Source organism: Halospina denitrificans, assembly GCF_004364635.1.
Classification (GTDB): Bacteria; Pseudomonadota; Gammaproteobacteria; order Pseudomonadales; family Oleiphilaceae; genus Halospina; species Halospina denitrificans.
In genome coordinates, this window is the sequence record NZ_SOAX01000005.1 from 229247 (window position 1) to 255639 (window position 26393).

General features: G+C 50.3%; 17 protein-coding genes. 13 read left to right on the forward strand and 4 right to left on the reverse strand.

Features of this window, described 5'->3' with window-relative positions; genetic code table 11:
- Positions 1-61: 61 nt before the first annotated feature.
- A complete protein-coding gene (locus DES49_RS11905; RefSeq protein ID WP_133736642.1) occupies positions 62-1252 on the reverse strand; it encodes a glycosyltransferase family 4 protein in 1191 nt (396 codons plus the stop codon).
- A gap of 303 nt (positions 1253-1555) precedes the next feature.
- Between DES49_RS11905 and DES49_RS11910 the strand changes: the two genes are divergently transcribed.
- The 13 genes from DES49_RS11910 (at position 1556) to DES49_RS11970 (ending at position 17073) form a co-directional block, all read left to right on the forward strand.
- A complete protein-coding gene (locus DES49_RS11910; RefSeq protein WP_133736643.1) occupies positions 1556-2677 on the forward strand; it encodes a glycosyltransferase in 1122 nt (373 codons plus the stop codon).
- Complete coding sequence (locus tag DES49_RS11915; protein WP_133736644.1) at positions 2670-4010, forward strand: phenylacetate--CoA ligase family protein; 1341 nt, start codon at positions 2670-2672, stop codon at positions 4008-4010. The genes DES49_RS11910 and DES49_RS11915 overlap by 8 nt, the downstream gene beginning before the upstream one ends.
- A 2-nt stretch (positions 4011-4012) precedes the next feature.
- On the forward strand, positions 4013-4900 hold the full coding sequence (locus tag DES49_RS11920; protein ID WP_166646073.1) for a glycosyltransferase family 2 protein: 888 nt from the start codon (positions 4013-4015) through the stop codon (positions 4898-4900).
- Positions 4901-4919: 19 nt separating this feature from the next.
- Entirely contained in the window at positions 4920-5921 is a 1002-nt protein-coding gene (locus tag DES49_RS11925; RefSeq protein WP_166646074.1) for a polysaccharide deacetylase family protein, read from the forward strand.
- 591 nt (positions 5922-6512) lie between these two features.
- A complete protein-coding gene (locus DES49_RS11930) occupies positions 6513-7166 on the forward strand; it encodes a LamG domain-containing protein (RefSeq protein WP_133736647.1) in 654 nt (217 codons plus the stop codon).
- A 611-nt stretch (positions 7167-7777) separates the two neighbouring features.
- A complete protein-coding gene (locus tag DES49_RS11935) occupies positions 7778-9145 on the forward strand; it encodes an O-antigen ligase family protein (RefSeq protein WP_133736648.1) in 1368 nt (455 codons plus the stop codon).
- 286 nt (positions 9146-9431) lie between these two features.
- The gene (locus DES49_RS11940; protein ID WP_133736649.1) at positions 9432-10439 is read left to right on the forward strand and encodes a GNAT family N-acetyltransferase; all 1008 of its coding nucleotides are present in this window, start codon (positions 9432-9434) and stop codon (positions 10437-10439) included.
- 223 nt (positions 10440-10662) lie between these two features.
- The gene (locus DES49_RS11945) at positions 10663-11862 is read left to right on the forward strand and encodes a glycosyltransferase family 4 protein (RefSeq protein WP_133736650.1); all 1200 of its coding nucleotides are present in this window, start codon (positions 10663-10665) and stop codon (positions 11860-11862) included.
- Positions 11859-12782 (forward strand): glycosyltransferase family 2 protein, encoded by a 924-nt coding sequence (locus DES49_RS11950; RefSeq protein WP_133736651.1) that lies wholly within the window; start codon positions 11859-11861, stop codon positions 12780-12782. The genes DES49_RS11945 and DES49_RS11950 overlap by 4 nt, the downstream gene beginning before the upstream one ends.
- Before the next feature lie 17 nt (positions 12783-12799).
- Complete coding sequence (locus tag DES49_RS11955) at positions 12800-13720, forward strand: glycosyltransferase family 2 protein (protein WP_133736652.1); 921 nt, start codon at positions 12800-12802, stop codon at positions 13718-13720.
- A complete protein-coding gene (locus DES49_RS11960; RefSeq protein WP_133736653.1) occupies positions 13717-15231 on the forward strand; it encodes an oligosaccharide flippase family protein in 1515 nt (504 codons plus the stop codon). The genes DES49_RS11955 and DES49_RS11960 overlap by 4 nt, the downstream gene beginning before the upstream one ends.
- Position 15232: 1 nt before the next feature.
- Entirely contained in the window at positions 15233-15952 is a 720-nt protein-coding gene (locus DES49_RS11965; protein WP_208297037.1) for a hypothetical protein, read from the forward strand.
- A gap of 398 nt (positions 15953-16350) precedes the next feature.
- Positions 16351-17073 carry a hypothetical protein gene (locus DES49_RS11970; RefSeq protein ID WP_243865036.1) on the forward strand — a complete coding sequence of 241 codons (723 nt, stop codon included), beginning with the start codon at positions 16351-16353 and terminating at the stop codon, positions 17071-17073.
- Between the two features lie 16 nt (positions 17074-17089).
- Here the strand turns inward: DES49_RS11970 and DES49_RS11975 are convergent, their stop codons facing one another.
- The 3 genes from DES49_RS11975 to DES49_RS11985 form a co-directional block, all read right to left on the reverse strand.
- Complete coding sequence (locus DES49_RS11975) at positions 17090-18052, reverse strand: glycosyltransferase family 2 protein (RefSeq protein ID WP_133736656.1); 963 nt, start codon at positions 18050-18052, stop codon at positions 17090-17092.
- Between the two features lie 280 nt (positions 18053-18332).
- Entirely contained in the window at positions 18333-21596 is a 3264-nt protein-coding gene (locus DES49_RS11980; RefSeq protein ID WP_133736657.1) for a Kelch repeat-containing protein, read from the reverse strand.
- Positions 21597-21669: 73 nt separating this feature from the next.
- A complete protein-coding gene (locus DES49_RS11985; RefSeq protein WP_166646076.1) occupies positions 21670-25791 on the reverse strand; it encodes a Kelch repeat-containing protein in 4122 nt (1373 codons plus the stop codon).
- Between the last annotated feature and the right edge of the window lie 602 nt (positions 25792-26393).

Genomic DNA, 26393 nt, shown 5'->3' on the forward strand with positions numbered 1-26393 from the left:
GATTGCCTTAGTTGAGTTAGTAGTATCTGTGATTTACATTTTACTATTATCTGTTGATTATTTAGTCTAATTCAGTAATTCGTTTTATGTCCTCGAAGATCTGGAGCTTGTCATTCTCCCAGTTGTATTTGTCAATGACTGCTTTTCGTCCGTTGCTTCCCAGCCGTTGGCGCTCCTCTGGGTCAGTCAATTGGAGTAATTTTAGCGCCACATCAGCTGGATTCTGATCTTCGCAAAGTACGCCGCATTCAGTATTTATTATAATCCGCGATATTGGAATGATGTTTGTGGCGAGTACTGGCAGAGAGGAAGCCATATAATCGAATATCTTGTTTGGTATCGTATGATTCCAGTGATCACAGAATCTGTAGGTTAGCGCGCCTACATTCGCATACATTAGAAGTTTGTCTACGTCTGACTGCTCGAGCCAACCATGAATCGTTACTACATCGTGAAGAGACAGATCATTGACGAGATTTGAAAGGAATTCTTTTTGCTTCCCTTTTCCAATGATATCCACTTTTATATGCTCACGTGGATTATCCTTTAGAAATACGGAAACTCCATTCAGGAGAGTATCCAATCCCCTTAACGTACTAAGAAACCCTACATATACGATTCGAATTTGTCTTCCCGAATGTGGCTCTCGGGCGTCTGGGATTTTCTCAATCGGGGGAGTGTTACTGACTATACTTACCCGATCTTCAGGAACCCCCATTTCTAATGTTCTCTTTCGGGATTCTTCAATCATAGTCCATATATGATCGAACTGCCCAATGATGCTCTGTTCATAGCGGGCAGTAAGGCGAGGATTCTTCAGACTCATTCGTGAATGTTTCCGTGATGAAAAATTTTGAATTGATTGGTACATCAATGGATAACACTCTGCCATGTCCAGTATTGTTTTAACGTTCCGTAGTTTTTTAATTGGCTGGATTATCTTGGCTATTGGGATGTCACGAATGATCAACACTGCGGATTCGTGTTTTGGGGTGGCCGTGAGTATCTTCCAGATCCATACTGGGTTAAACCAGAGGGGTAGATTTAGAAGTTTTCTGAGGGGCCGTGGGAGACCTTTGAGCGTTGGCAAGCGGGTTATTCGGACTTCACCTTGACGGTCAGTTACCGGTCGTTGCTCAAGGTTTCGCGCTAGAATCGTCACCTGATGACCTTGCTCAGCTAAGCTTAGGGCGATTTTCTCGACGCGCACGTCCCAAGGGTAGTCTTCCTTGTAAATGATCAAAAATTTCATCCTATTGAACCTCTGAAATAGTTCGGGGTTGCGACAATAGCATTAGAGAGGCGAAATGTACCAGACCGACTTTATTCTCCCTTTTTCTGATTGACTAGTTCGGATATTATTTCGGATTTGAACGCTGTCCGTAAATTCCCTCATGTTTTGGAGCACTTGGTCGGGAACAAGGCTGAGTTCAAGGAAGTGAAGAACAGCTGGAGCGTCAGCAGTGGATCCTTTCCGGATGGCAGCATTTTCGATACAAAGATCATTTTCGGGCTTGGGTTAACTGAAATCAGCAAGGACCTGCCGTAGGCTAAAATGAAGGCGATTGTAATAGTTATAGATCAATATCGAGATCCTTATGCGGGAACTGAAGGGCAGGTTTTTAAATTAGCGCATGGGCTGGTTGATCGAGGTTGGAAGGTTAGATTAGCCGTTTTCCGGGAGTCGCAATACATACGAAGTGGTGATTTCCCTGTGCCAGTTGATGTTCTTGGAATTGGAAGTATTGGGAGTTTAGGGAGTCTCCTTAAACTTTATCGGTATTCATTCCAATTGCGCCGCGAAAATTTTCAATTGGCCCACATATTCTTCAACGATGCTTCGGTGATAGGGCCCCCAATATTTTGGGCAGCGGGAATCCCTTCTCTTATATCAAGGCGCGATATGGGATTCTGGTATAATAGACTGCATCGGTTACTACTACCGTGGACCGGTGCCTTCGCGGATTCTGTTGTCTGCAATAGCAAAGCTGTGGCCGAGGTAACCCGGAGAGTAGAGAGATTCCCGGATCGTAAAACGGTGGTTATTTATAATGGGTATCCGCAGGCTGAGGCAGGCATAAACCGTGAGCTTGGGGGTGTCCCCGAGGATGATGTTCCTACGGTGTTTACGGTAGGACTAGTCGCTAACCTGCGCCCTATCAAGCGCATAAGGGACCTGCTTCTGGCGTCGGCTTCTTTGGTTTCCGCTGATATACGGTTCGAACTCCATATTGTTGGTGGGGGCGATTCGAACGAGCTGCAAGCGACCGCCCAGGCGCTCGGGGTTGAAAAGCAGGTAGTATTCTGGGGTGCCAGGGAAGATGTTCCTGAGCGGATAAAAGAATTCGATGTTGCCGTTTTATGTTCTGAATCTGAAGGTTTCTCCAATTCGATAATTGAATACATGCGCGGTGGCAAACCGGTCGTGTGCACCGACGCTGGGGGCAATGCAGAGATCGTGGAGCATGGCGTAAATGGCTATCTTTACCCGGTTGGGGACACGGAGACACTGGCCCGTTATCTTGCTGAGTTGGCCCGTTGCCCTGAAAAAAGAAGAGAGATGGGCCAACAGGGTCTGGCACGGGTTAAGGATTGTTACACAATTGATCGGATGCTGGACGAGCATGAGGCGCTATACACGCAAATAATTGAAGGGGGTAGGGACACCAATGCTTGAGAGCCTCTCAAAGCACTTTTTTTATCCTTTATGGGAACTCAAGGACAGAAGTATAAGGCTTGCTGAGCTTAAACGTCTTGAAGCACAGCAATGGCAGTCTGCAGAGATTGTTGCAGAGGATCAGTGGGCACGTCTAAGTGAACTCTTGCGGCATGCCCAGACGAACAGTCCTTGGTACCGGAAGCTGTTCAGGGAGCAGTGCGTTGACGTGGAGACGATCCGAACGCCAGGCGATTTTCAGAGTCTTCCGGTTACTACGAAGAAGGACATCCGAAACAATACGGACGCTTTTATTGCTGACGGTTTCCGGAAAGAGGACTGTGTGCGTGCCAAGACCGGTGGCTCGACAGGCGTGTCACTGGATCTCTACTTCGATAAGGCCTGCCAGGAGCGCCGCAATGCGGCGCAGTTTCTGGTTGATCGTTGGGCTGGATGGGATCTTGGTGTTAAAAAGGCGGCTGTCTGGGGAAACCCGCCTGTAGCAAAGACCCCCAAGCAAAAGATCCGACAGGTATTGCTTGACCGGACTGTTTACCTGGACACGATGGATCTCAGTCCTGACAGCATGGCGGAGTTTGTCGCACTTTGGCGGCAGGAGAAGCCCAAAGTGATATTCGGCCACGCCCATTCCATCTTCCAGTTCGCACGATATGTGCTGGACTCGTCAATTACCGACCTTCGGCCAAAGGGGATTGTAGCCACGTCCATGATGCTGCTGGAGCCTGAGCGGCAGGTGATCGAGCAGGCGTTCGGATGCAGCGTAACCAATCGTTATGGCTGTGAAGAAGTTGGTTTGATCGCCTGCGAATGTGAGTCCCACAACGGGCTGCACCTGAACATGCCTCATGTGTATGTTGAATTCCTCGATGCGCATGACCAACCGGTAAGTCCCGGTCAACCCGGGAAAATCGTCGTAACGGATCTGAATAATTATGCCATGCCGCTGATTCGGTACCGCGTTGAGGATGTAGGTGTGCCCTCAGAGCGAAGCTGTTCCTGTGGCCGGAGCTGGCCATTGATGGAACGCCTGGAAGGGCGCGTCGCCGATTTCCTGAAAACGCCCGATGGTAGCCAGGTGGCGGGGATTTCGCTGGTGGAGCGGACACTAACCAAGGTGCCTGGCCTGGAACAGATGCAACTGGTTCAGGAAGACCTGCACTTCATTCGCATCAACCGGGTCAAGGCCAGAGATTATACGCCCGACACTGACGATCAGCTCATTAATGAGATGAGGGGGGTGTTTCCGGAAACGGTCAGGCTTCAGATAGAGACGGTGCCTTCAATCCCGCAGGAACCGAGCGGTAAGTTCCGGTTTTCGATTTGCAAGGTATGACAATGGACCAACCGCTCGTGAGCGTTGTTGTCGCGACATACAACACGGCCGATTATGTGCCTGATGCGGTTGCGTCGGTCCTGGCCCAGACCTGGCAGAACCTGGAGGTTATCATCGTTGATGATGGTTCGACTGATGACACCCAGGCTGTGCTTCAGGATTCAATCTCGGACCCTCGCGTTCACTACATCAAAACGGAAAACCGGGGGCAGCCGCGCGCGAAAAACAGGGGGATCCATGAATCAAAAGGCGAGTTTGTAGCGTTCTGCGACGCTGATGACCTCTGGCGCTCTAACAAGCTCGAATTGCAGATCCCGGAATTCGAGAATCCCAGAGTGGGTGTCGTCTACACCGATGTGTCCTACCTGGATGAGAACAGCATTGCCCTGGATAAAAAGCAGCCGTATACACGCCATAGCGGATGGGTAACGCACGAACTCGCCATTCGCAATTTCGTCCCGTTTGGCACAGCCGTAATTCGCCGCTCCTGCATTGAACAGGATGGAATGTTTGATGAAGCGCTCCCAATGGGGATCGACTGGGATCTCTGGTTGCGATACTCCGTAAAGTGGGAATTCCGGCATATACCGGAGCAAACCTATTACTACAGGGTCTGGCCCGGGCAGATGTCATCGAATTATCGGGGTCGCTATGAAAACGCTTTCCGTATTCTGTCGCAATTCATTGACCAGCATCCTGGAGCGCTGACTAAACCAGTGATTAACCGTGCCTGGAGTGATATGTACGTTAACCGTGGAATGTATGTTGCGCGAGCGGAAGGCGTGTTCTTTGAACCCTTGATGGACGTTCTGAGGGGGCTTCGTAAAGAACCATGGTACTGGCCTGCATGGAAGTCGTTGATAAAACTCCTTATACGGCGTCTCAGGTAAGCTTTCCCGGGGGATGCGTATGACGCTGAATCACCTTATCTATCGGCTTTCGCGGACCGTCGGTGCTCACCACGTTGTACGGTACCTGGCCCGCGATCATCCTCGGATATTCATGTACCACCGGATTACTGAGTACGCCCATCCGGGAGCAATTGACCAGGCGAGCCTTCGACAGCACATGCGTTTGATCCGGCAGCATTTCAACCCGGTGCCCTTGCCGGAACTGATAGATGCCCATAATCGTGGTGAAACCATTCCTCACGCAGTTGCAGTTACCTTTGACGATGGCTACCGGGACTTCTACGACCTGGCCATGCCCGTGCTGCGGGAGGAAGGGATCCCTGCAACGCTCTTTGTTACGACTGGATTTGCCGACGGCAATCTCTGGCTATGGCCCGATAAGCTCCGTTATTGCTTTGAGTGCACCCGTGAACCGAAACTTGAACTTCCCGGCTATGAGACGACGCTGGACACGGCAACGGCGCGGTATAGGGCGTGGGAGTGTCTTGCGGATCAATGCTTACTGGTTGGCAATGACGAGAAACATCAGCTTATTGAGCAGGTCGCCGATGCGCTGAACGTAGGCTTACCCGTTACACCGCCAGAGCGTTATGCGGGGATGAGCTGGGATGACATCCGTGTGGCTTCAGCGGAAGGGGTTGACCTTGGCAGCCATACGGTTTCGCACCCAACCCTTACAAGCCTGCCCATGCAGGATGTGGCATACGAGTTGGAAAGCTCTAAAGAGCGCATCAGTGCTGAAACGGGCCAGGCGGTAAGGGGATTCTGTTACCCGAACGGGAAGCCTGGCGACTTTGACAGGGCTACCAAGGCAGCTATCAGAGATGCGGGCTACGATTTTGCAGTCGCAGCTTACCCAGGCCTCCGCCCATTAGATGACTTGTGGGCAATTAGGCGATATTCAGCAAGTGCGAACCTGGCGGTATTCGAGAAGGCGTTATTCGGTTTCACGTACGTTGGTATGAAGGGTGCTTTACACATGGGTGGCAAGAGTTATTAGTTGGTTTCTGCATCGGGCTTTTACTGTTCAAAGCCTCCAGCCTTTGCCGGTTGACTACAACTTAAGGGATTATACTCCGATTTAACCTATCTTGGTTGATCCGGTCTTACACGAAACGATACGCCATGATAACGAAGTGAAACGAAAAATAGTGTCAAACGGTAGGATGCAAATGTATCGTCGGTAAGGCATTCAAGATCACTTAGAAGGTCCGAAACTATGATGACTATGAAACCGAAGGCCCGGCGGTCTAGCTGGCTGATTTTATCCGTGCTTTTGCCTCTGAGCTTTTCAGCGTATGGCAATCCGAGCATTGAGCGCGTAGAGAATGACGAGAGCAGGGTAACACTCAAAGGCGACGGATTCGGGACACATGATCTAGAGGTGTCTGTTCTAGACGCCGTGGATAACCGCATGGCGACTGAGGGGAACAACTTCAGTGCTAGCCTGAAATATGACGGATTTTGGAATGAACTGGGAAGCCCGTGGGCTGATCCGTTGACGCGGGCGGAACATGATGGGCCATTGGACCATAAGGATAACAAAATATACTCCGCCAAAAGTAAATCGTATAATGGGTGGCCAAGTATCATGGACGATAAAACCAACCGTTCTTTATATGTTTCATGGTGGTTCAAACCATCCGAAAGTCCAGCAAGTTCAGGCGGTTCTAATAAATTTATAAGAATATGGGATGATTCGGATGGTGAGCACACAAGAATCTCTTGGACACAAATGCACCTAACGTATGGTAGTGGGGATCCTGACTGGAATGGTTGGGAAGGCGAGGTCGGCCAGTGGAACTTAATGGAGATTTACGTGGACAGTGACGCTGGATCGGTTCAGACTTGGGTTAATGGCAAATTGACGCACGACGTTAACGACTTTAAAAAGGCTGAATCTGAAAAAGGACTTAATATCGACATTATTGGATTTGATGCAAGTTCTGCCGAGGATTATCCAGATATAGGAATTGAATTAGATGAGATTTATTTCTCATCGTCAAGAGAACGGGTAGTTGTATCCAGAAAAGAGGTTTGGGATGAGGCTCGGAAAGACCATCATGCAGTCTTGCCGATAACTTGGGGAAAGAGCGAAATTGAAGTCGAAGTTCCGGATATAATTTCAGAAAATATCAATAAGTATTACTTCTACGTCGTCGATCAGATGGGAAATGCAAATGACGAAGGTGTTAGTGTCTGTAACGATTGTCCAGAGACCGTGAGGAACTTAACAGTAGAATAGTGGTTAATTGAGTCTGAAGATCAACGCTTGTTTTATGCATTGGTCACGCCATTTCAGCCCCTTATAGTCGGGAAACTCCGGTCATGGGTCGGGCTGAGATGGCGTGATTCCGTCCTATTCATTAGCTTGTATCCCCAAGAGATAGTGAACCTCTGAAAACCCCTTGCATTTGCGACAATAGCATCAGAGCTACCATTCTGGAAGGCCTTCAAGGCTTCAGCCAGATCGGTAATCTCCCCCCTCGAAAACTGCCTGAAAGCAGCGATCTCGCCAGGGCAAATAAGATCAAATCCAGTGTTCGGGTGAAGGAAGGATGGCCACACGTTCCGCACTGTCAAGCTCAGGTCGGTTGCGCCAATTCAAAGATGGGATCTCGCTGCCGGACCAAAACGCCAGTCGGCGTTACCTGTTGGCTGCGCTTAGTAACATGCTTATGCTATAAGTTATCTCCCCTATAGGGAAATGTGACCGGTTTCTGCCAAAAAGGCATTAATCGGACAAAAGATGAAAAATAAACTGCGGATATATCGTTGAAATAGATCAATCTCCGGATCGAAACCGGCAAACAGCGTTCAGGCCCGGTTATCTAAAGTTTCTTTAATGAAGTTAAGATGCGAGATATTCTTGTGAATAAAAGTCTGAATTCGAGCCATTCTCGGCTATTCGTTTACCTTGTATGCGTCTATATTATTGTCTGGTATATGCAGATCGGAAATAGATGGGAATTGCTAGGCGCTATAAGGTTCGAGTTTTTACTGGGTGCGTTCCTTAGCGCAACTGGAATCCTAGCGTTAATAAGAGATCCACGACCCAGCTCACCGCTGAAAGCACCAGTGCTAGTATTTTTTCTAGTTGTGTTTTTTTATACATTTATTACCTACGATTTTGATGCATCTTGGAAAACGTTTTATGAAAATTTTGTAAAGTTTTCAATGCTTGCGGTTTTTCTATCGGCTTTCGTGCGTAATTCATGGGCCTTAAAAATGACGATAGGAGCCTTTCTGTTAGCGATGCTAAAAATTACCAGTGAGGGATTTATCGGGCTGGTGAATGGTGGTCTCGTATGGGAAAGCCAGGGAGTTCCGAGGCTGCATGGTTCGACGTTAATGTATCGACATCCGAATTCCTTCAGTGGTTTAGCGGTTGGGTGTATTCCTTTTATCTATTATTTATTCCCAATAGCGAATAAACTGCAAAAGGCTGCTTTAGCAGCTCTGTTGATATTTAGCGCCGTAGTAATTATTTTTACTGGGTCAAGAACTGGTTATGTTGCTACAGGGCTCCTTATTTTTTATTTCTGGTGGGAAAAACCAGGATCGGGGAAGGTAAAATATATTTTACTGGGAACTATCGGAATTCTAGTATCGCTGCCACTTATACCTCAGGAATACATTGGACGATTTATATCTATATTTACCTTGGAAGAAGCTGAAGGTAGTTCGGCAGAAGCAAGGATAACGATCATTAAGGATGCACTCCAAGTGTTTGTGAATTATCCGTGGGGTGTTGGTGTTGGCGCATTCCCGGAAGTTAGAATGAGTATGTTCGGTCGCTTTCAGGATACTCACAATCTCTACCTTGAGCTTTTAACGAATATGTCGATTTTTGGACTATTCGCTTTTTTCTTTTTGATATATAGAATATTAAAAACGAACGCTGCTTTACAACGAAAGCTTCTTCCTTTGGTATCAGAAGGGGACTCTCAATGTGAGTTCCTTCATCAACTCTCCAAAGCAATCGTAGGTTTTGTCCTAGCGCGATTGTTTCTAGGACTATTTGGAATGGATACATATGAAATCTATTGGTGGTTTGCAGTAGGTTTCACCATCGCTTTATATAGAACTGTAGAGAGTATTCGAACTGAAGATGCGCTTAGTGAAAATAGCAAGTTGGAAACGGATGCTCCCGTAAGGGTTAAAGATAAATCCCAGCTTGGCTTTTTTCCGAACGGCGCCGATGGTTACAGCAGGAGGCGGTGATGTGGAGTGCGGTCCGCATTGTCCCCTGGAGTAATAGCTCTTAACTTATGTCCACAAATAACATTACCGATCAGTGTTTTCAGCATTTATTAAACTCGACGAAATTGAGAAAAAGGTGGACAGCGAGACTGAGGTTAATCACTGAGTTTCGTTTGTTTCTATATTCTTGCTCGATGTTGGCATTCAAACCTTGGTTATTCAGAATTTTCTTAATCGGAATACAGGGCAATTTAAAAAATAGAATATCCTCTGGTTGGACGTAATTATCGTGTTCAGGGAGTAATATTTGAACTATCCGGGTGAAAGCATCGTACTCCACCTAAATAATTCACCATTTTCAACACGTGCATGGCGGGAGAATTGGTGGAAAGAGTGGGGGAGTGATATTGAAGGACAACGAGTTGTAGGTGAACGTTCCTGTGAAAGTATTTTCTACTTGCATCGTTACCAGTGGAGATATCTTCCGATTAAATCATTACAATTTATTGGAACCGGAGATCGCTGTCTAAGTACCCCGAGAGCGGAGTATCTTGCGCTACCATCTGACGCTAATGTTGGCTTATTAGACTCGCTGTTTGAGGTTGAGTGGACGGAGGCAGTGTTTCGAGACCTTGTGGCGGGTCAGGAAAGTTATGAACTACTTCTTTTCTGGGCGCGGACCAGAGAGATGTATCTCCGCACGATACATACTGATAGTGCGTATCAGATATCTTTAAAAGGAGATTTTTCTGGTTATCTTAGCCGCCTTGGTCCTAATACACGTTTAAAGCTTTATAATCGCCGTAAACGTCTAACTAGTATGGGCTCGGTTCGGGAAGAGCTCTGGTCTGTTGCGCCATTTCTGGAACTTCTGAATCAGTTCCACAGCAAGCGATGGGGGACGCCTTGTTTCAATTCTCGGAGCCTGCGCTTCCAAAGGCGATTTCTGGCCGATATTGTCCAAGAAGGGGGCCGTCCAGAGTTACGTGTGTTGATGGTGAATGGTGAGCCTGTTTCAGGATTGTACAACCTAGTTTTGGGCGGCTGTGTCTACAATATCCAGTCTGGTTTTTTGGAGAACTATGGAAAAGATATCGCTTTAGGTACTTTGCACCTGGGTTACGCTCTTGAGGACGCTTTTGCGTGCCAAGGGCCAGCTTGGTTCGATCTCTTGGCGGGCCAAGGGAAGAATACTGATTATAAACGTCATCTGGCTACACACGAGACACCGCTTGTCTCTTTGATGATTGTTCGTCATCCGTTTTACCGATTCATGTATAGGATGCTCGACTGGTGGAAATCATTTCGGTTCTAGGTTTTCGCAAAAGGAGAGCTGATTTGTCTTGATGATGGAGTAGTGTGTTAGTAATTAAGAAATTTTTTAAAGGCTCGATCAGTGAACGCTGGAGGATTGGGGCGTTCACTGGTCTTCTTGGTTACACGATCTGCAGTTATTATGGAAACCTAGGTATAAGTTATCAATAAGAATAGAATTTTCCGCTGTTTGTTATTTTTGGACGGTAAAAAGGTTATAAAGTGTGAAATATAAAGGCCGTGTAGCAGTTTACTGTGATTGCAATTCACGGGGCGGGGTCTGGGCCTATACGGTTCGTCTCCTAGCTCTTTTGAAGGATAAAGGTCATGAAGCGCTTCTGATTTCACATCCGGCACGCTGTGCCCGGGAAGAGGAATTACTAGCAACTATGCAGCGTGATGCCAGTCAATCACTCTTGGTTTCCCGCGAAATACCGCCAAGTAAGAGCATCTCAGTTATATCAAAATATCTGGTTGACAAAAAAGTAGAGTATTTCATTCCTAATTATCGCCGAATATCGTACAGCGCGGCCGCATTTACCCGAAAAAAAACTCGGATTAAAATAATTGGCGTTTGTCATAACGATCATGAAAGTTATTACTCTGTATTAATATATTATCAATCGATAATCTCCATCTTCATATGCGCCTCTACGAAAACATATAAAACCTTATGGCATCTATTACGTCCGCCTTATCGGCCTAAGGTTCGACTTATCCCCCATTTTGTTAATGTGCCACCTTTAAAAGGCGCGAAGTATCAATCGAATCCCTTTCGTGTTATATATCATGGCCGGTTACAGGAAGAGCAAAAGCATTGCTCCTACATGATCGAGGTTGCCAAGCGGGTTTGTGATAAAAACGGGCGTGTCGAATTTCTATTAGTTGGTGACGGAGAAGACATTTCCGAGTATCTGGCCCGAATACAGAAATATAAGCTCAAGGGTAAGGTGCATATAAAGCCGAGTTTACCCTGGAATGAGCTAGAGGAACTATTAAGCCAATGCCAACTCGGAATTTTGACTTCGTCTTATGAAGGTTTCTGTTACGGAGCCGCAGAGGCTTTGGCTATGGGTCTGCCGGTGGCTGCTTTTGACTGTGGCGATGTTATTTCGGATTTTCTCCGTGACGGATATAACGGGCGGGTGGTGCCTTGGGGTGATGTTGAAGCGCTGTCCAATTGGATACTCAACCTCGTCGACAATGAGGCCATGTGGAATGAATATTCAAAAAATGCTTACACTGCGGCACGGGATAAGTTTTCTTACAAAATAATCTCGGAGTTGTACATTGAAGCGTTGGAATCTTGCGAGGAGACAACGGAAAAGTGGCCTGTATTCCGGCCTACTTTTATTCCTGAGAAGGGGAAATCGATTAGATCGTTTGTAGACAGAAAGGGGTTGCAGTTGGGGTTCTGGTCGTGAGTGACAAAGGATTGGTTTCGGTCATTATGCCGGCCTACAATGCCGAGGCGAACATCGAGGAGGCATGCTGTTCGGTTCTGGGTCAGACTTACAAACATATTGAGCTTCTGGTTATTGATGATGGTTCATCGGACGGTACCGTAAGGATTTTGGAGAGGCTTCAAGAGTCTGATCAAAGGCTTAAATTCCATACCATTGGCAACAGTGGCGTATCCACCGCTCGGAATTTCGGAATTAATAAGGCAAATGGGACCTACATCGGCTTTCTGGACGCTGATGACATGTATCATCCGGAAAAGATACAAAAACAGGTGAATTTCCTTGATTCACGAGCCTGCGATGCCGTGGTGACTGGTATACAGCGTTTTATGGATGCCAGTAGTGAGAGACAGTGGCTGTCCAGGTCTTTTCCGCCTGACCTTGGGGAAAATGCTAGATTCGAACTGACCTATAACCTACCCACGAATCAATATGTGCTTTTTAATACCGTACTGGCGAAGCGGTACGTTTTTGAGATGGGAGAGCTTTATGAGCCGGGCTTGAAAACCGGAGAGGATTGGGATCTGTGGATAAAGTTATCCAGGCATTTCCGTTTTGAAGGCCTTGCCGAACCGCTTTTTTTCTACAGGAAACACGAAACAAGTTCCTCGGCGGCGTATCGGGAGACGATGACGCTTAACGCTCACCTTTCGATTCTCAATCATGCCGTAACTCCAGGCGACAGCAAGAGCCGGATTAGAAGGCGAGTGCGCTCGAAATACCTTGAATTTTTGAATAATGCTCTTTTTAAAGGCGCTTATGGTGATGCGGCCATCATTGCTCTTAAGGGCTGCCTATTGGTTGGGATTTTCCTGGATGGCCGTTTTTACGAAATACTGAAAGATCGTCTTGCAGAAAAACTCGGATCACAGCGAGGCTGAAAGAAAGAGGCTATTTGATGGACATATCAATTCTGATTGCTACTGCCTCGCGTGATTCTTCCTTGGAAAAAGCGTTGGAAGGGATTGCCGGATGCCGCTTTGGCGGTACGTTTGAAGTTCTGGTTGCGGACAACGCCGTGAGGTCTGAGACTCAACAAATTTGTGAGCGCTTCAAGCGCCGGCTCAACGTCAGCTACGTTGAGGCGCCATTACCGGGGAAGAATCATGCTATGAACAGGCTATTACCTCTTGCCAGGGGAGGCCTTTTCGTATTTGGGGACGATGACATCATCGCGAGTCTTGATTGGCTTCAGAAGCTCTACGATGGTGCGCAGCGTCACCCTGATGTGACGCTCTTTGGCGGCCGGACACTCCCCAAAATTGGTGACGAACTGAGTATTCCGGATCACCCAATGGTGGAGAAGTTTGTTAACGCCGGTAATTGGGAAAAACCCGAAGGACCAATAGAAAACCATCAAGTGCTTGGCACTAATATGATGGTCAGAAGGGAGGTGTTTGATCAGGGGCTGAGATTCAATGGAGATGTCGGGCCCAAAGGTAAAGATTACATGATGGGGAGCGAAACGGAGCTCAACCAGCGTTTGTTTTTCTATGGGTATTCAGCAGTCTACTTGCCTGATGCTGTGGTTTGGCACCTGGTGCGTCAGGAACAGACGGAAGCAGAGTGGTGGCTTAAGCGGATGCAACGTCGGGGACGGGGGAGCGTGCTTTTATATCCAGTTCCTGAAATTCCACGCTTTTTGGGGGCGCCCCGTTTTTTGTATAAAAAGTTGCTTGGCGCGTGGCTGAAGATGTTGCTGTACAAGCTAAAGGGCCCATGGAAAAGCTACGTTGACTACCGATCTGATTACTTGTTCAGCAAAGGCATTATCCAACAATACCGGATTGATTTTCGGGGGGAGCGCAAAGATCCATGAGTTTGGGGCGGTCACTCATCAAAGGCTCTGTGTTCCGAGTCTCAAATACGCTGTTAGCAATGGCTGCCAGTTTTATCATGATGCCGGTCTTAATCGGCGAACTGGGAGACCGGTGGTATGGTATATGGAGTATTGTTGCGGGTTTTATGGGTGTCTACCACACCTTCGATCTGGGCGTGACAAGTGCGGTTTCCCGCTATATCAGCCGGTACCTTGGAAAGGAAGATTATGAGCGCGTAAATGAGGTCGTTAATACCGGGCTTGTTATTTTTCTTGGGCTCGGGTTACTGGTCTGTCTATTTACGATCACGTTGGCCAACTTCTCTGCATATTTTGTTTCCAGCGACGATGTTGAGATCATATCGCTTCTAATATTGATCACAGGTTTTTCGGTAGCTCTTGAGTTTCCCTTCAACGCATTCGCAGGTATTGCTGAAGCTAAGGCCCGTTTCGACCTTATAGCCATGTCCAGGATATTAGTCCTTATAAGCTCAACAGCGACCACCTACTGGTTTGTTACTCACGGTTATGGTGTGATCGCGATTGCGATTATAAGCTTTATAGCTTCCAGGGTTTCCAGTTTCTTATATTTCATGATTGCACGGCGATTATTCCCTAAATTAATCGTTTCTAGGCGACTCTTTAAAAAGGATACGGTCAAGGAACTATTCTCTTTCAGCATCTGGTCGTTCGCCGTTGAATTAACGTCAAATTTGCCTGGGCGGGCTAACCCGATGGTGATCGGATACTTTCTTTCTGCCTCTGCCGTTACGGAGTATGTGGTTGGTCAACGGCTGGTTGATTACTCAAAAAGGTTACTTTATCAAGCGACAAACATGATGACACCAGTCTTCACTCAGTACCATGCGAGGGACGATTACGCAAATATCAGGGAAAAATTGGTACTGGTAACAAGAATCAATGCTTGCTTGGGGATTCTGGCAATAAGTGGTCTTATTATCTTCGCGGATCTTTTCATCCGCCGCTGGATTGGTACAGGTTATGATGAGAGCTACCTGGTTGTCGTGGCGCGAGTTTTTGGCGCAATGGGTATTTTTATTTTTTCGCCGGTAAATAATATTCTCTATGCTATAAATCGTCACAGCCTTATCGCAAAGATCACTTTCTTTGAAGGCATTACCATTGTTCTACTTGCCATTTACCTTGTTAATGAAATCGGCATTATCGGCGTTGCGTTGGCGTCGGCAGTACCGGGAATTCTGGGTAGAGGGTTTCTATTACCTTTAATGTGCTGCCGTGTGATTTCACTTAATTACTTCACCCTAGTGCGAGAGGTGCTTCCGATTTTTATCGTAGGTTCAACATTGGGCGCTTCCGGCTATTATTATCTGGGAACTATAAATATTGAGGCGCATTATATTGAGATTTTATCCGCAGCACTATGTTTCAGCGTTGCGTACGGTTTAATCATGGTTTTATTTATGCTCAAGAGCAATGAACGAGCTCTGCTTTTGAGGGCTATGCCATTTCTGAAAAAAACGGGACGCTAATTTGCGATTTAATTTCTCTTATGGGGACCTGGTGGCCGTTGTTGGTACTAAAGACAGTTTTTCTGGATGCGCGCATGAGTCTCTTATTAATTATGAAAACAGTGAGCTCTATTCTCTTGACTACTTTACCAAAGAGTCGTTGAATGACGTTTTTTACCGAACTAATGCAAATCTGGTTATCTTCCTCGACCGTCTTCTGGAAAACAGGATTTATGGGGTGAGAGATATTGTAAAAATAATGTCTGATCACCGAGCCATTGGTGCTTTGGTTGGATTGGAATCGCCTTACCTGTTGCCTGATCCACCGTGGCCTGTTTGTTTTTTTAGGCCACGCGATTATCTTTCTTATAATATTGATCTGTTAAAAGAAAAGAGTTACGCGCTTCGGACCCAGGACGCGATGCCTATTGCTATCTATAGATCCGCCCTTAAAAGGGTAGGATACCTTTCAAAGCCCTCAACTTTTTCACCTTGGCTCTATGCGATGATGAAGTTTAATCGATTTTTCGCCATTGGCGGACTACCATTTATAAAAACGGTACAGTCAGAAAGATATCGAATAAGCCAAGATGAAAAAATCCGATTTCTTTTAACGTTGTTTCACAGTGAAAATGATCCAGTGGCGCGCCAAACGTATCTGGCGACAGCGTACAGCATTATAAAAGACCAAAACATAATTTTCCGGATAAAAACAATTATCAAATTTAAGATCGCATCCTAAATATTATGCCGCTGCCCCTCGATGGACTTTACAAAGCAATATATTACGAATTCATCTCTCCGAGAACCCAAATTTCCCAGATTGTTGAGTAGAATCACAATTAGGCAGTGATATAGATGGATTGTTATACACCGTCTTTAACAATAAAGCCTGTTCGGTGTGTCTTTGATGAACGTTGGCGTGCCCGCGTAACGGAGGGGAGGGCATGCTCCGTTGGCCCTGTATGGAGGCGTAAGTCCGGCATGTTAAGTAAAATTAAGTCGATTACAAATAATCGCATTCTGTCAGCGATAGACCACAAAATAGTCAGAAGATCATTCTTTGAGAATCCCGTTTCGGAGAGGATCAATCAGAGAAAAATTATTTTTTTCCACCCTCCGAAGTGCGGGGGAACTTCCGTGGCGGATGCGCTTCATGGCCGATTCGGTAATAATAGAATAGAGTCTGCAGAGAAAACTTTCAGTCTTGACGCCATAGGCTCGCGACGCGCGGCAGAACTTCTCGGTATTACGATTGGTGGGTATCGGGAGAATTTATTAGCCTACGCACTGGAAACTAAAGGTATTAGATATGTTGAGGGGCATTTCCCCTTTAGCACCCGTGTACTTCAGGGCAAAGAGAGAAGTTTTGACTATATTACGGTCTTAAGGGATCCTAAAGAACGGCTCTTGTCTCATTACTATTTTAACAGGACTAAAAGTGAGCGTGATCATTTTCCAATCGATATTTCTCTGGAAGAATGGCTGGAAACGAAACAAGCACGCGCAGCCGGGACTATTTTTCTACGAATGTTTTGTGGTGACGTCGAATTGGCTGAGTCATTGCAGGAATACGGAAATAACGATGAGGCCCTCACTTCTGCTATTGACTGTGCAATTGGAAATCTTAATAAATTTACTATTGCGTCAGATATCAATTACTTTGAGGATTACTTTAGATCCTTGTATTCGATCGATTTGCATTTGAATAGGAAGAATAAAAACCCAGAATCAGATTATTCTCGGCTCAAAGACCAACCTAAATATATTCAAGACAAGATCCATGAGATCTGCGATCCGGATATCAGAATCTACGAGACAGTAATAGAGAATGCGTATAGCGGCCCTGTTAGGGAATCATAGCCGATCCAGAAAGCTTTTATTTAGGGGATTCTGCCTGGGCTTGGTTGGTTTCTAAGGGGTGTTCATGCATGAAATAGTGTGCAACACCTCTTGCACTCCAATAGGACATTTCTAAGTCAAAGGCTTTGTTTCTGTTTCCAATAGCCTTCGCTATTGTTTTCTGAACGTATAACGTAACTAGCTTCCGATATAAAAAGCGTGGTATCCCCAGGAAAAACGGCATTTTTTCGAGATTAGGTGAATTTGCTGCTTTTCCTTTCCCCATTCTTAAAGCTCTGCCTTTTAACCATGTGAGGGACATCTGTTCGGGTCTGATTTGATGAAGAACGTTGGCATCAGGAAGATAAATCGCTTTAAAACCAGCTGCTTCTGCTGGGATTAAGAGGGAGGCCTCACTGCCCATGGTGTATTTAGGATTCTGGGATGGGCCGATAGAAGGGTCAAATGTAAATCCAGCTTCGAATACACGGCGGCGTACTGCCATGTTTGGGCCCCAAACCTGTGAAGCGGGCATAGGAATATCTTTGTCCCCGAGATCGAGATCCACAAACGCAACTTTAGAGATTGGATGTTGCAGGTCGATTATGGGGTCAAGCTGCCTTGTATCAGGAAAATGGGGCGTTATTTTCCCTCCAAAAAGATCGTATTCCGAATGGCGTATAGAACCTTCAAACAGCGCCTGTAGCCAATTCTCATCCGCAATGACATCGTCGTCAGTAAATACGAGCAAGTCGCCTTTCGCGATTTGCATACCCTTGAGTAATGCGGAGTTTTTTCCTGGCGCAGCTTGTCTGAGATAGGTGACATCTATCTCGTGGGAGTAGCTTTCTACGATAGTTTGCGTGGAGTCCAAACATGCATTGTCTATAACGACCAGTTCCCATGTCAGGTCGTCGGTATGTAGGCGTACAAAGCTTTTGAGCGTCTTTTTGAGTATGTCTTCACGAGCGTAAGTGGCTAGCAAAACGCTTATATCCATAAAAGCTCTTCGTTCTCGGTGCGACCTTTGGGATTGCGACCTTGGTGCTATTGCCGCAGATTTAAGGGCTTTTCGGCGATCTTAATGAGTTGAAGAAATAAAATCATATTGTGGACCCTGAATCGCGGATATTTTACCTGATTTGATCCTTTGGTTGTGGAACGGATTCAAAATATTGCGGAATTACTGAATTAGCTGACGCGGGATGTGCGGAGTGGTTAAGGGTCGGGTGGGAGGAAACCCCAGTGCCGGAAGACGGCACTGGGGAACGATTACAAGTTTAGAACTTGAAGGCCTCCAGGTTGTTGGTGAACACCGTACCTCTGGTGTCGCCGCCCCCGAACACGTACACGCGATCCGCGATGGTGCCGAATGCGGCACCGTGTTTCGGTGTGGGCACGGGTGTCAGGGTGCGCCAGGTGTCCGTGGCCGGGTTATATTCCTCGTTCTGCGGGAAGACACCATTGCCGGTACCACTGTCCTCGCCACCCATCACCTGGGCTCGTCCATTCAGGGTGCCGACCACCATGGTACGTCGTCCGGTTGGCATGGGTGCCTTAGCCGTCCAGGTTCCGCTTGAAGGCGAGTACATCTCCACGGAATTCAGGGTCCCATCAATGGTGGTGCCGTCCGCGTTCCGGGTGCGGCCGCCGAAGACGTACAGGTTGCCGTCCAGCACTGCGGTACCCGGGTTGTCCCGTCGGGTGGTCATGGGGGTGCCTGTGGACCAGCTGTTATTGGCGGGATTGTAGATCTCGACCACGTCAACCGAAGCGCCGTTGTTAGCCATGCCGCCAACCACGTGGATCCGGTTCCCGACAACTTCTGCAGATGCTCCGCCACGGGGGGTGGGCATGGGGGCGAGGGTGGTCCATTTACCGGTTGAGGGATTATAACGTGTGGCGCTGCCAACGGCGCCGGAGAACGGGGCTTTAGAGCCGCCGAATACATAGAGCTCGCCTTTATAGGCGATGCCCGCGGGGTTCTCCACGCCCGGGCCGGGCAGATCGTTGCCGACAGACCAGCTATTGGTCTTGGTGTTATAAATCAACAGGCTGTTCAGGTGGCCGCTCGAATCCTTGCCGCCGACCGCATAGAGCTTGTTACCCAGCGCGATGCCCCTTGGGTCGAGGACCTGGAACGGGCCGGCACTGAGTCCTTCCCAGCATCCAAGACTGACCGGCTCATGGGCGCTGACCTTGTCGCCGCCAAACTCGCCCACAAAGATAACCCCGTCAGGGTTGATGGTCATCGGCAGCGGGTCGTTGAAGCCGGTTATCAACGGTTCACCTTCAACAACGCCAGTGCCACTGTCGTTGAGGCGCATACGGAAAACGTCGTCGCCCAGCGAGTAGTTGGTGATCAACAGTTGGCCGTTGAGTGTCTCTCCAATACAGCTTTGCGGTGCGCTGTACTCGACAATGGCGTTGGACGAGGTGTTGTTGCCGATGGTATAGATCGGGGGCTCGTAATTCTGCAGCGGAGCGACATTCTGGAAGCTGCCGTCCTTGAACACACACTCGTCCCGGTAGGGGTTGGGGTGGCCGTAATATTTCCCTTCCTCAAGCTTCAGGAGAATATCCGGCTGAGAGCCCGGGTTGTGCCCACCATTGAGGTAGGAGGTCGTGGAGGCCATGCCAAGGCATTCAGGCTCAGGGCTCGGGGGGTAGGTCCCCGTGACGCCCAGGCCGTTGTCCGGCGCGTAGATGTTGCCATTCGAGTGGAAAACGAAGTCATACATGTTGCGTAGCCCGGTCGAATAGGGGACCACGTCGCAGGGCGGCTTACCGAAGATGTTGCTGGCGTTATTGCAGGTGCCGTCGAACCCGGCGGCGAACACATTCGCCACAAGCAACGCAGCACTCAGCGGCTGCTCCTTCATGGTCCCAAACTCGGTCTTGGCGCTGTTGGGCCCACCGGCGCCGGTATTGCCGCCCTGGGCGATGTAAAGGCGATTGTCCGGCCCGAAATGGATTGAGTTGGTACCGTGATTGGCCTTGGCCCGCGGAAGCCCGGTGATGGGGTGCGTCACAGTGCTGAAGTTGGCTCCGGACAGGTGGCTGATCATGCCGGAGTTGGGCTTGCCGTCATCGATGGAGGGTGACGAGTGGCCCACCCACAGGTCCATATTGGAGGCCGTGGCGTTGGGGCCAACGGTAATGCCGAGCGTCAGGCGCGGGCCTACGGCGTCCACCAGGCTGGTGATCTCCTGGTCATCAATCACATTCATGTCCCCGTCAAAGGTGAGCGCATGAATCAGGCCAAAGAGCTCGGTCACGTACAGCCGATCATCCGGGCCCCAGACCATTGAGGTCGGGAACTCGAGCGGGTGGGTCTTTTTCAGGAACTCCACGCTGCCTTCCGATGGGATTGTGTTGCCATCGCTAATGAGCGAGAAGTCATCGAAGACGTACTGCAGGGGAGCGGGCCCGTTGCGATGGGTTGCCATGATACCGGTGAAGTTGCGTGTGCCAATCTCCGGGTCTATGCCCGCCGCGTCGAAACCGAAAAACTCTGTCGGGGGGCTGACGGTGCCGAGTGCGACCGTGCTGCCGTCGTCGATGCGGTAGGATGCGGATACGGTCCGCTCGAATGGATCCACCAGAAGGGACAGGGTCAGGTTACTTGATGACAGGTTGTCCATGACCTTGCTGCCTCCGGTCACGCGCTCGCCGGCCACTTCCAGTACGTACTCGATCTCGGTGCCCGAGGGTTTGGAGATGACCACGGCCTTGACGTAGTTGTCCTGATCGTTGCCGAACCAGAGCCCGGCCTGTTCAGAGTTGCCTGAGCCTTCGGGCGGGTTGATCAGCTGTGTGGAGATCAAGGTCTTCTGGTTGGGCGGCTGGAAACCGACACCCAGTGCGTTATCCAGGGCATTGTCGCCAAGGTAGGCAATTCCTGCAGTGGTGGTGACGGTAAGCGTCCCGGCAAGGAGGTCCAGATCAAGGTTCTGGGGCTTGTAGCCGTCGCCGGTGGCGGGTTTGTCGATCCAGGTGAATCCCGTGCCCAACCCGGCCTCGTCCCGCAGCCCGCCGGCCTCTTCCGTAAAGCTCAGTTGATAGGGCACGTTGACCCGGGCGTTACCGCAAACGGAGGGCGCACACTTGTCCGGGCCACTGTATTCGAGCTCCACAGAGACATCCAGGGGCGGCTGGCCATCAGAGGTGATCGATATTACGCCTTCATGGGTGCCGAAAGCGAGCGTGCTTTCATCGGTGCTGACGGTCAGGGTGGCGGGCGTTGTCCCGGCTGTTTCCGAGAGGTTAATCCACGGCTGATTGGAGGAAAGGGCGAAATCCGCACTGCTTCCGGAAACGGTCAAGACATCCAGGTTACGGTTGCCGGCGGAGTTATCCGGTGTTGCCGTGAAAAACAGGGCATTTGGATCGCTTTGAATACGCTGGTCCGTTAATTCGGTTTCATCGCTGTCGGGGCGAGCGTTCGGGTCTTCCGGGTCGGAGCCGCCGCCTCCGCTGTCGGAGCAGGCGGTCAGTATCGCGGCGGATATTGCAATTGCTACTGCGTATCTGAGGTGTCCCATGAGAGTCACTCCTTTGAGTATGAGTCCAGTAGAGAAGGGGCGCGACCAACGGCGTCGCGCATCAGAGCTGTTTCTAGAACTTTAAGGCGTCCAGAGTGCTTGTGAATGAGGTACCGCTGGAATCGCCACCGCCAAACACGTACATACGATCTCCGATGGTGCCGCCGGCGGCGCCATGTTTCGGTGTCGGGATCTGGGTCAGGGAGCGCCAGGTGTCGGTGGTCGGGTCATATTCCTCGTTCTGCGGGAATACGCCGTTACCCACACCGCTGTCCTCGCCGCCTATCACTTGGGCACGGTCATTCAGGGTTCCGACCACCATGGTGCGTCGTCCGGTCGGCATCGGCGCACGCGCCGTCCATGTTCCGGTTGAGGCACTGAACATCTCCACGGAATTCAGGGTGCCATCAATGGTAGTTCCGTCCGCGTTCCGGGTGCGCCCGCCAAAGACGTATAGGTTTCCGTCGAGCACTGCCGTACCGGGGTTGTCCCGTCGGGTGGTCATGGGGGTCCCTGTGGACCAGGTGTTGGTGGCCGGATTATAGATTTCGACCAGGTTGACAGAGGCGCCGTTGGTGTCCATTCCTCCAACCACGTAAATCCGATCGCCCACAACCTCCGCTGAAGCTCCACCACGGGCGGTGGGCATGGGGGCCAGGGTACTCCATTGACCGGTTGCCGGGTTATACCGGGATGAGTTGGCGACCGCACCGGAGAACGGCGCTTGAGAGCCACCGAAAACATATGCCTGGCCGTTGTAAGCCACGCCGGCGGGATTCTCGACGCCCGGGCCGGGCAGGTTATTGCCGGCGGACCAGCTGTCGGTCTGGGTGTCATAGATCAGCAAGCTGTTGAGGTGGCCGCTCGCGTCCTTGCCGCCCACTGCATAGAGCTTGTTACCCAGGGCGATGCCACGCGGGTCGAGTATGGGGAACGGTCCAGCGGAAAGGCCTTCCCAGCACCCAAGACTGACCGGGTCAAGAGCGCTGACGACGTCGCCGCCGAACTCGCCCACAAAGATGACTCCTTGAGGATTGGTGGTCATCGGCAGCGGGTCGTTGAACCCCGTTATCAACGGTTCACCTTCAACAACGCTATTGCCACTGGCGTCTAGGCGCATACGGAACACGTCGTCACCCACGGAGTAGTTGGTGATCAACAGCTGGCCGTTGAGCGTGTCCGCAACACAGCCTTCCGGTGCGTTGTACTCGACAATGGCGTTGGATGAGGTGTGATCGCCAATCGTGTAGATGGGCGGCTGATAATTCTGCATTGGGGCCACATTCTGGAAACTGCCGTCCTTGAACACACACTCGTCCCGGTAGGGGTTGGGATGGCCGTAATACTTGCCCTGCTCGAGCTTCAGCAGGATATCCGGCTGTGAACCGGGGTTGTGCCCGCCATTGAGGTAGGAGGTGGTGGAGGCCATGCCAAAGCACTCAGGTTGAGGGCTTGGGGGGAAGGTTCCCGTAACGCCCAGGCCGTTGTCCGGCGCGTAAAGGTTGCCGTTGGAGTGGAACACGAAGTCATACATGTTCCGTAGCCCGGTCGCATAAGGCACAACATCGCAGGGCGGCGGACCAAAGATGTTGCTGGAGTTATTGCAGGTCCCGTCGAACCCGGCGGCGAACACATCAGCCACTAGCAGGGCGGCACTGAGGGGTTGTTCCTCCATGGTCCCGAATTCGGTGTTGGCGCTGTTGGGGGCACCGGCGCCGGTATTGCCGCCCTGGGCTATGTAAAGGCGATTGTCTGGCCCAAAGTGGATTGAGTTGGTGCCGTGATTGGCCTGGGCACGCGGAATCCCGGTGATGGGGTGTTCCACGGAGGTGAAGTTGGCTCCGGACAGGTGGCTGATCATCCCGGAGTTGGGTTCGCCGTCATCGATGGATGGCGACGAGTGGCCCACCCACAGATCCACATTGGAGGCCGTGGCATTGGGGCCAACGGTAATGCCGAGCGTCAGGCGGGGACCGAGCGCGTCCACCAGGCTGGTTATTTCCTGCTCGTTAACAACGTTCATTTCGTCGTCAAAGGTGAGTGCATGAATCACCCCGAAGAGTTCGGTGACGTAGAGCCGATCATCCGGGCCCCAGACCATCGAGGTCGGGAATGACACCGGATGGGTCTTTTTCAGGAACTCCACGCTGCTTTCCGGGGCAATTACCCCGCCGCCGTCTAGGAGCGAGAAGTCATCGAAGACGTACTGCAGGGGCGCGTTCGCGTGGCGGTGCGTTGCCGTGATACCCGTGAAGCTGCGAGTACCGATCTCCGGGTCGATGCCTGCGGCGTCGAAGCTGAAAAACTCTTCCGGAGGACTCACGGCGCCGAGTTTGACCGAGCTGCCGTCATCGATCCGGTACAAGGCGGACACGGTCCGCAGGTACGGATCCACCAGCAGGGACAGGGTCACGTCACTCGTTGAAAGGTTACCCATGGGCTTGCCGCCTTCGGCGACGCGCTCACCTGCAACTTCCAATAAATATTGGATTTCGGTACCGCTAGGTTTGGAAACGATGACGGTCTTGACGTAGTTGTCTTGATCGTTGCCGAAATAGAGACCGGCCTGTTCATAGTTGCCGGAGCCTGCTGGCGGGTTGATCAGCTGTGTCGACACCAGGGTTTTCTGGTTGGGCGCCTGGAAGCCGACACCCAGTGCGTTGTCCAGGGCATTGTCACCAAGGTAGGCGATCCCGGAGGTGGTGGTGACGGTAAGCGTTCCCGCCGAGAAGTCCAGGTCAAGGTTCTCGGGCTTGTAGCCGTCGCCGTTGTAGGGTTGGTCGATCCAGGTGAACCCCGTGCCCAGCCCGGATTGATCCGAAAGTCCGCCCTCATCTTCCGTAAAGCTCAGTTGATAGGGCAGGTCGACCCGCACCTCACTGCAACTGGAGGGCGAACACTTGTCCTGATCGCTATATTTGAGTTCTACGGGAACATTCAGGGACGGTAGGCCGCTGGAGGTTATCGATACCATGCCGTCATAGGTGCCGAAAGCCAACCCGTTTACGTCGGTGCTGACGCTGATGGTGGCGGGGGTGGTCCCGGCTGTTGTCGAGAGATTAATCCAAGGCTGGTTTGCGGAAATGGCAAAGTCCGTACTGCTGCCTGAGCCAGTGAAGACGTCCAGATTCCGGCTGCCGGCGGCATTATCCGGCGTTGCCGAAAAAAACAACGCATTCGGATCGCTTTGCAGCGTATTGTCCCCGGTCTCGTCATTCGCCACATTAATGAGGGCGGCGCTCTCGGATACCGTTCCATCACTGGTTTTTACAAGGGCACTGACCAGGTGGTCACCATCCGGGAGAGCGGTGGTAGCGAACGGTTTGGCTGAGAAGTCTGATGCGGTCCCCGCCAGATCATAGGGGACTTTATTCTCCGTCTGGTAGGGTGAGCCGGTGTTCTCGGGATCGTTGATATAGAAACGAACCTGTTCGATTTCTGGCTGTTCCGCCACGAACACAAAAATATCACCGGAGACGCCAGCACCGTGGAGATCAATGGCCCCCGTGCGGCTGCTATTGGTGCTCAAACGCAGTGGGTAGGTGCTACTGCTCGCGGCCGGGACCACATCAAGCAATACGATGAGGGAGGCCGTGTCATGACCGCTTGCTGTGGCCTGGACTGTTGCTTCGTAGGATCCCGGCGCGAGACTGGAGGGGTCGACGGTCAGGGTTAAGTTGCTTGGCGTGGTACCGGTACTTGGTGATACCGAGAGCCATTCCGCATTGTCACTGACGCTGAATGAGGCACTGCCGCTGGTCGCGGAAAGGTCGACGGACTGCGAAGCAGGGGCCGCGTCTTCGGGCAACGCAAAGGATTGAGACACATCGGAAAACGACAGGGCCGGGATGCTGTTGTCAATGGTGATCAACCCCGACTGGGTTTCGGTGGCCCCTGAATTGTAAGTGATTCGGGCCGTCACCGTGTGCTGGCCATCCGCCTCCGTTGTCGTATCGAAGGGGTAGGCGGTGCCATCCGCTGCGGTTCCGGCAAAATCAAAGGCCGGGATGTTTTCTGTTTGCCGGGGCGAGGCTGGTGGCCCGGCATCCAAGTAAAACTCGACTCGCTTCAGGTCAGTGGCTGGCCCCACGAAGATGAAGGCTTCACCCGTTATTGCCTGGTTGCTCAGTGGTACCGCCCCAGAGCGGTTGGGCAATTCACTGACAAGAAGCTGAGGTGCTGCCAGTGCGCCCATTGGCACCACAAAAAATGCAAGCAGAAGTAGCGTTTGCCAAACGATGTGTCTGAGAGTTTGAGGCCGACGACCCGTTGCAGCGCTCCATCCATTGGTTCCATTCAAATCCCTGTTGATCACCATTTTTCCACCTTTTTTTGTTGAAATGGCCTGAATGACCAGAGGAGCTGCATCAAAAAAGGTGCCAGCATAGAAAATCATCAGAAGTTACATGGAGGTAACTATAAAAATGTGACGGCTATCACAGAAGTGTGTATCAAAACCTGACAGAGAGGTTTCGGAAAAATTCCGCGAAAACTCTTCGTGATCAGATACCTGAAAAAATGCTGTGACAGCGCGGCCGTAAAGAATATAGACGTCGATTTCCAGTGTGGGAATACAGGGGTTGCAGCATTGGTAGGCCTACAGGTTTGTCATGCTCGGTGTCTGCTGCATCGGGGGCTTGCCACCACGTAACGAAGGCTGTTTATATTTTGGTCCCGTCATCTACTGTTTTTCTAATTATAATGATCCGCCCCACTGATTCTGGACACCGCGTTAAGCGAGTACAATCCGCTTATGAGGTGATCCGAGATGAGCAAGCAAAAGCGCAACCGCTATTC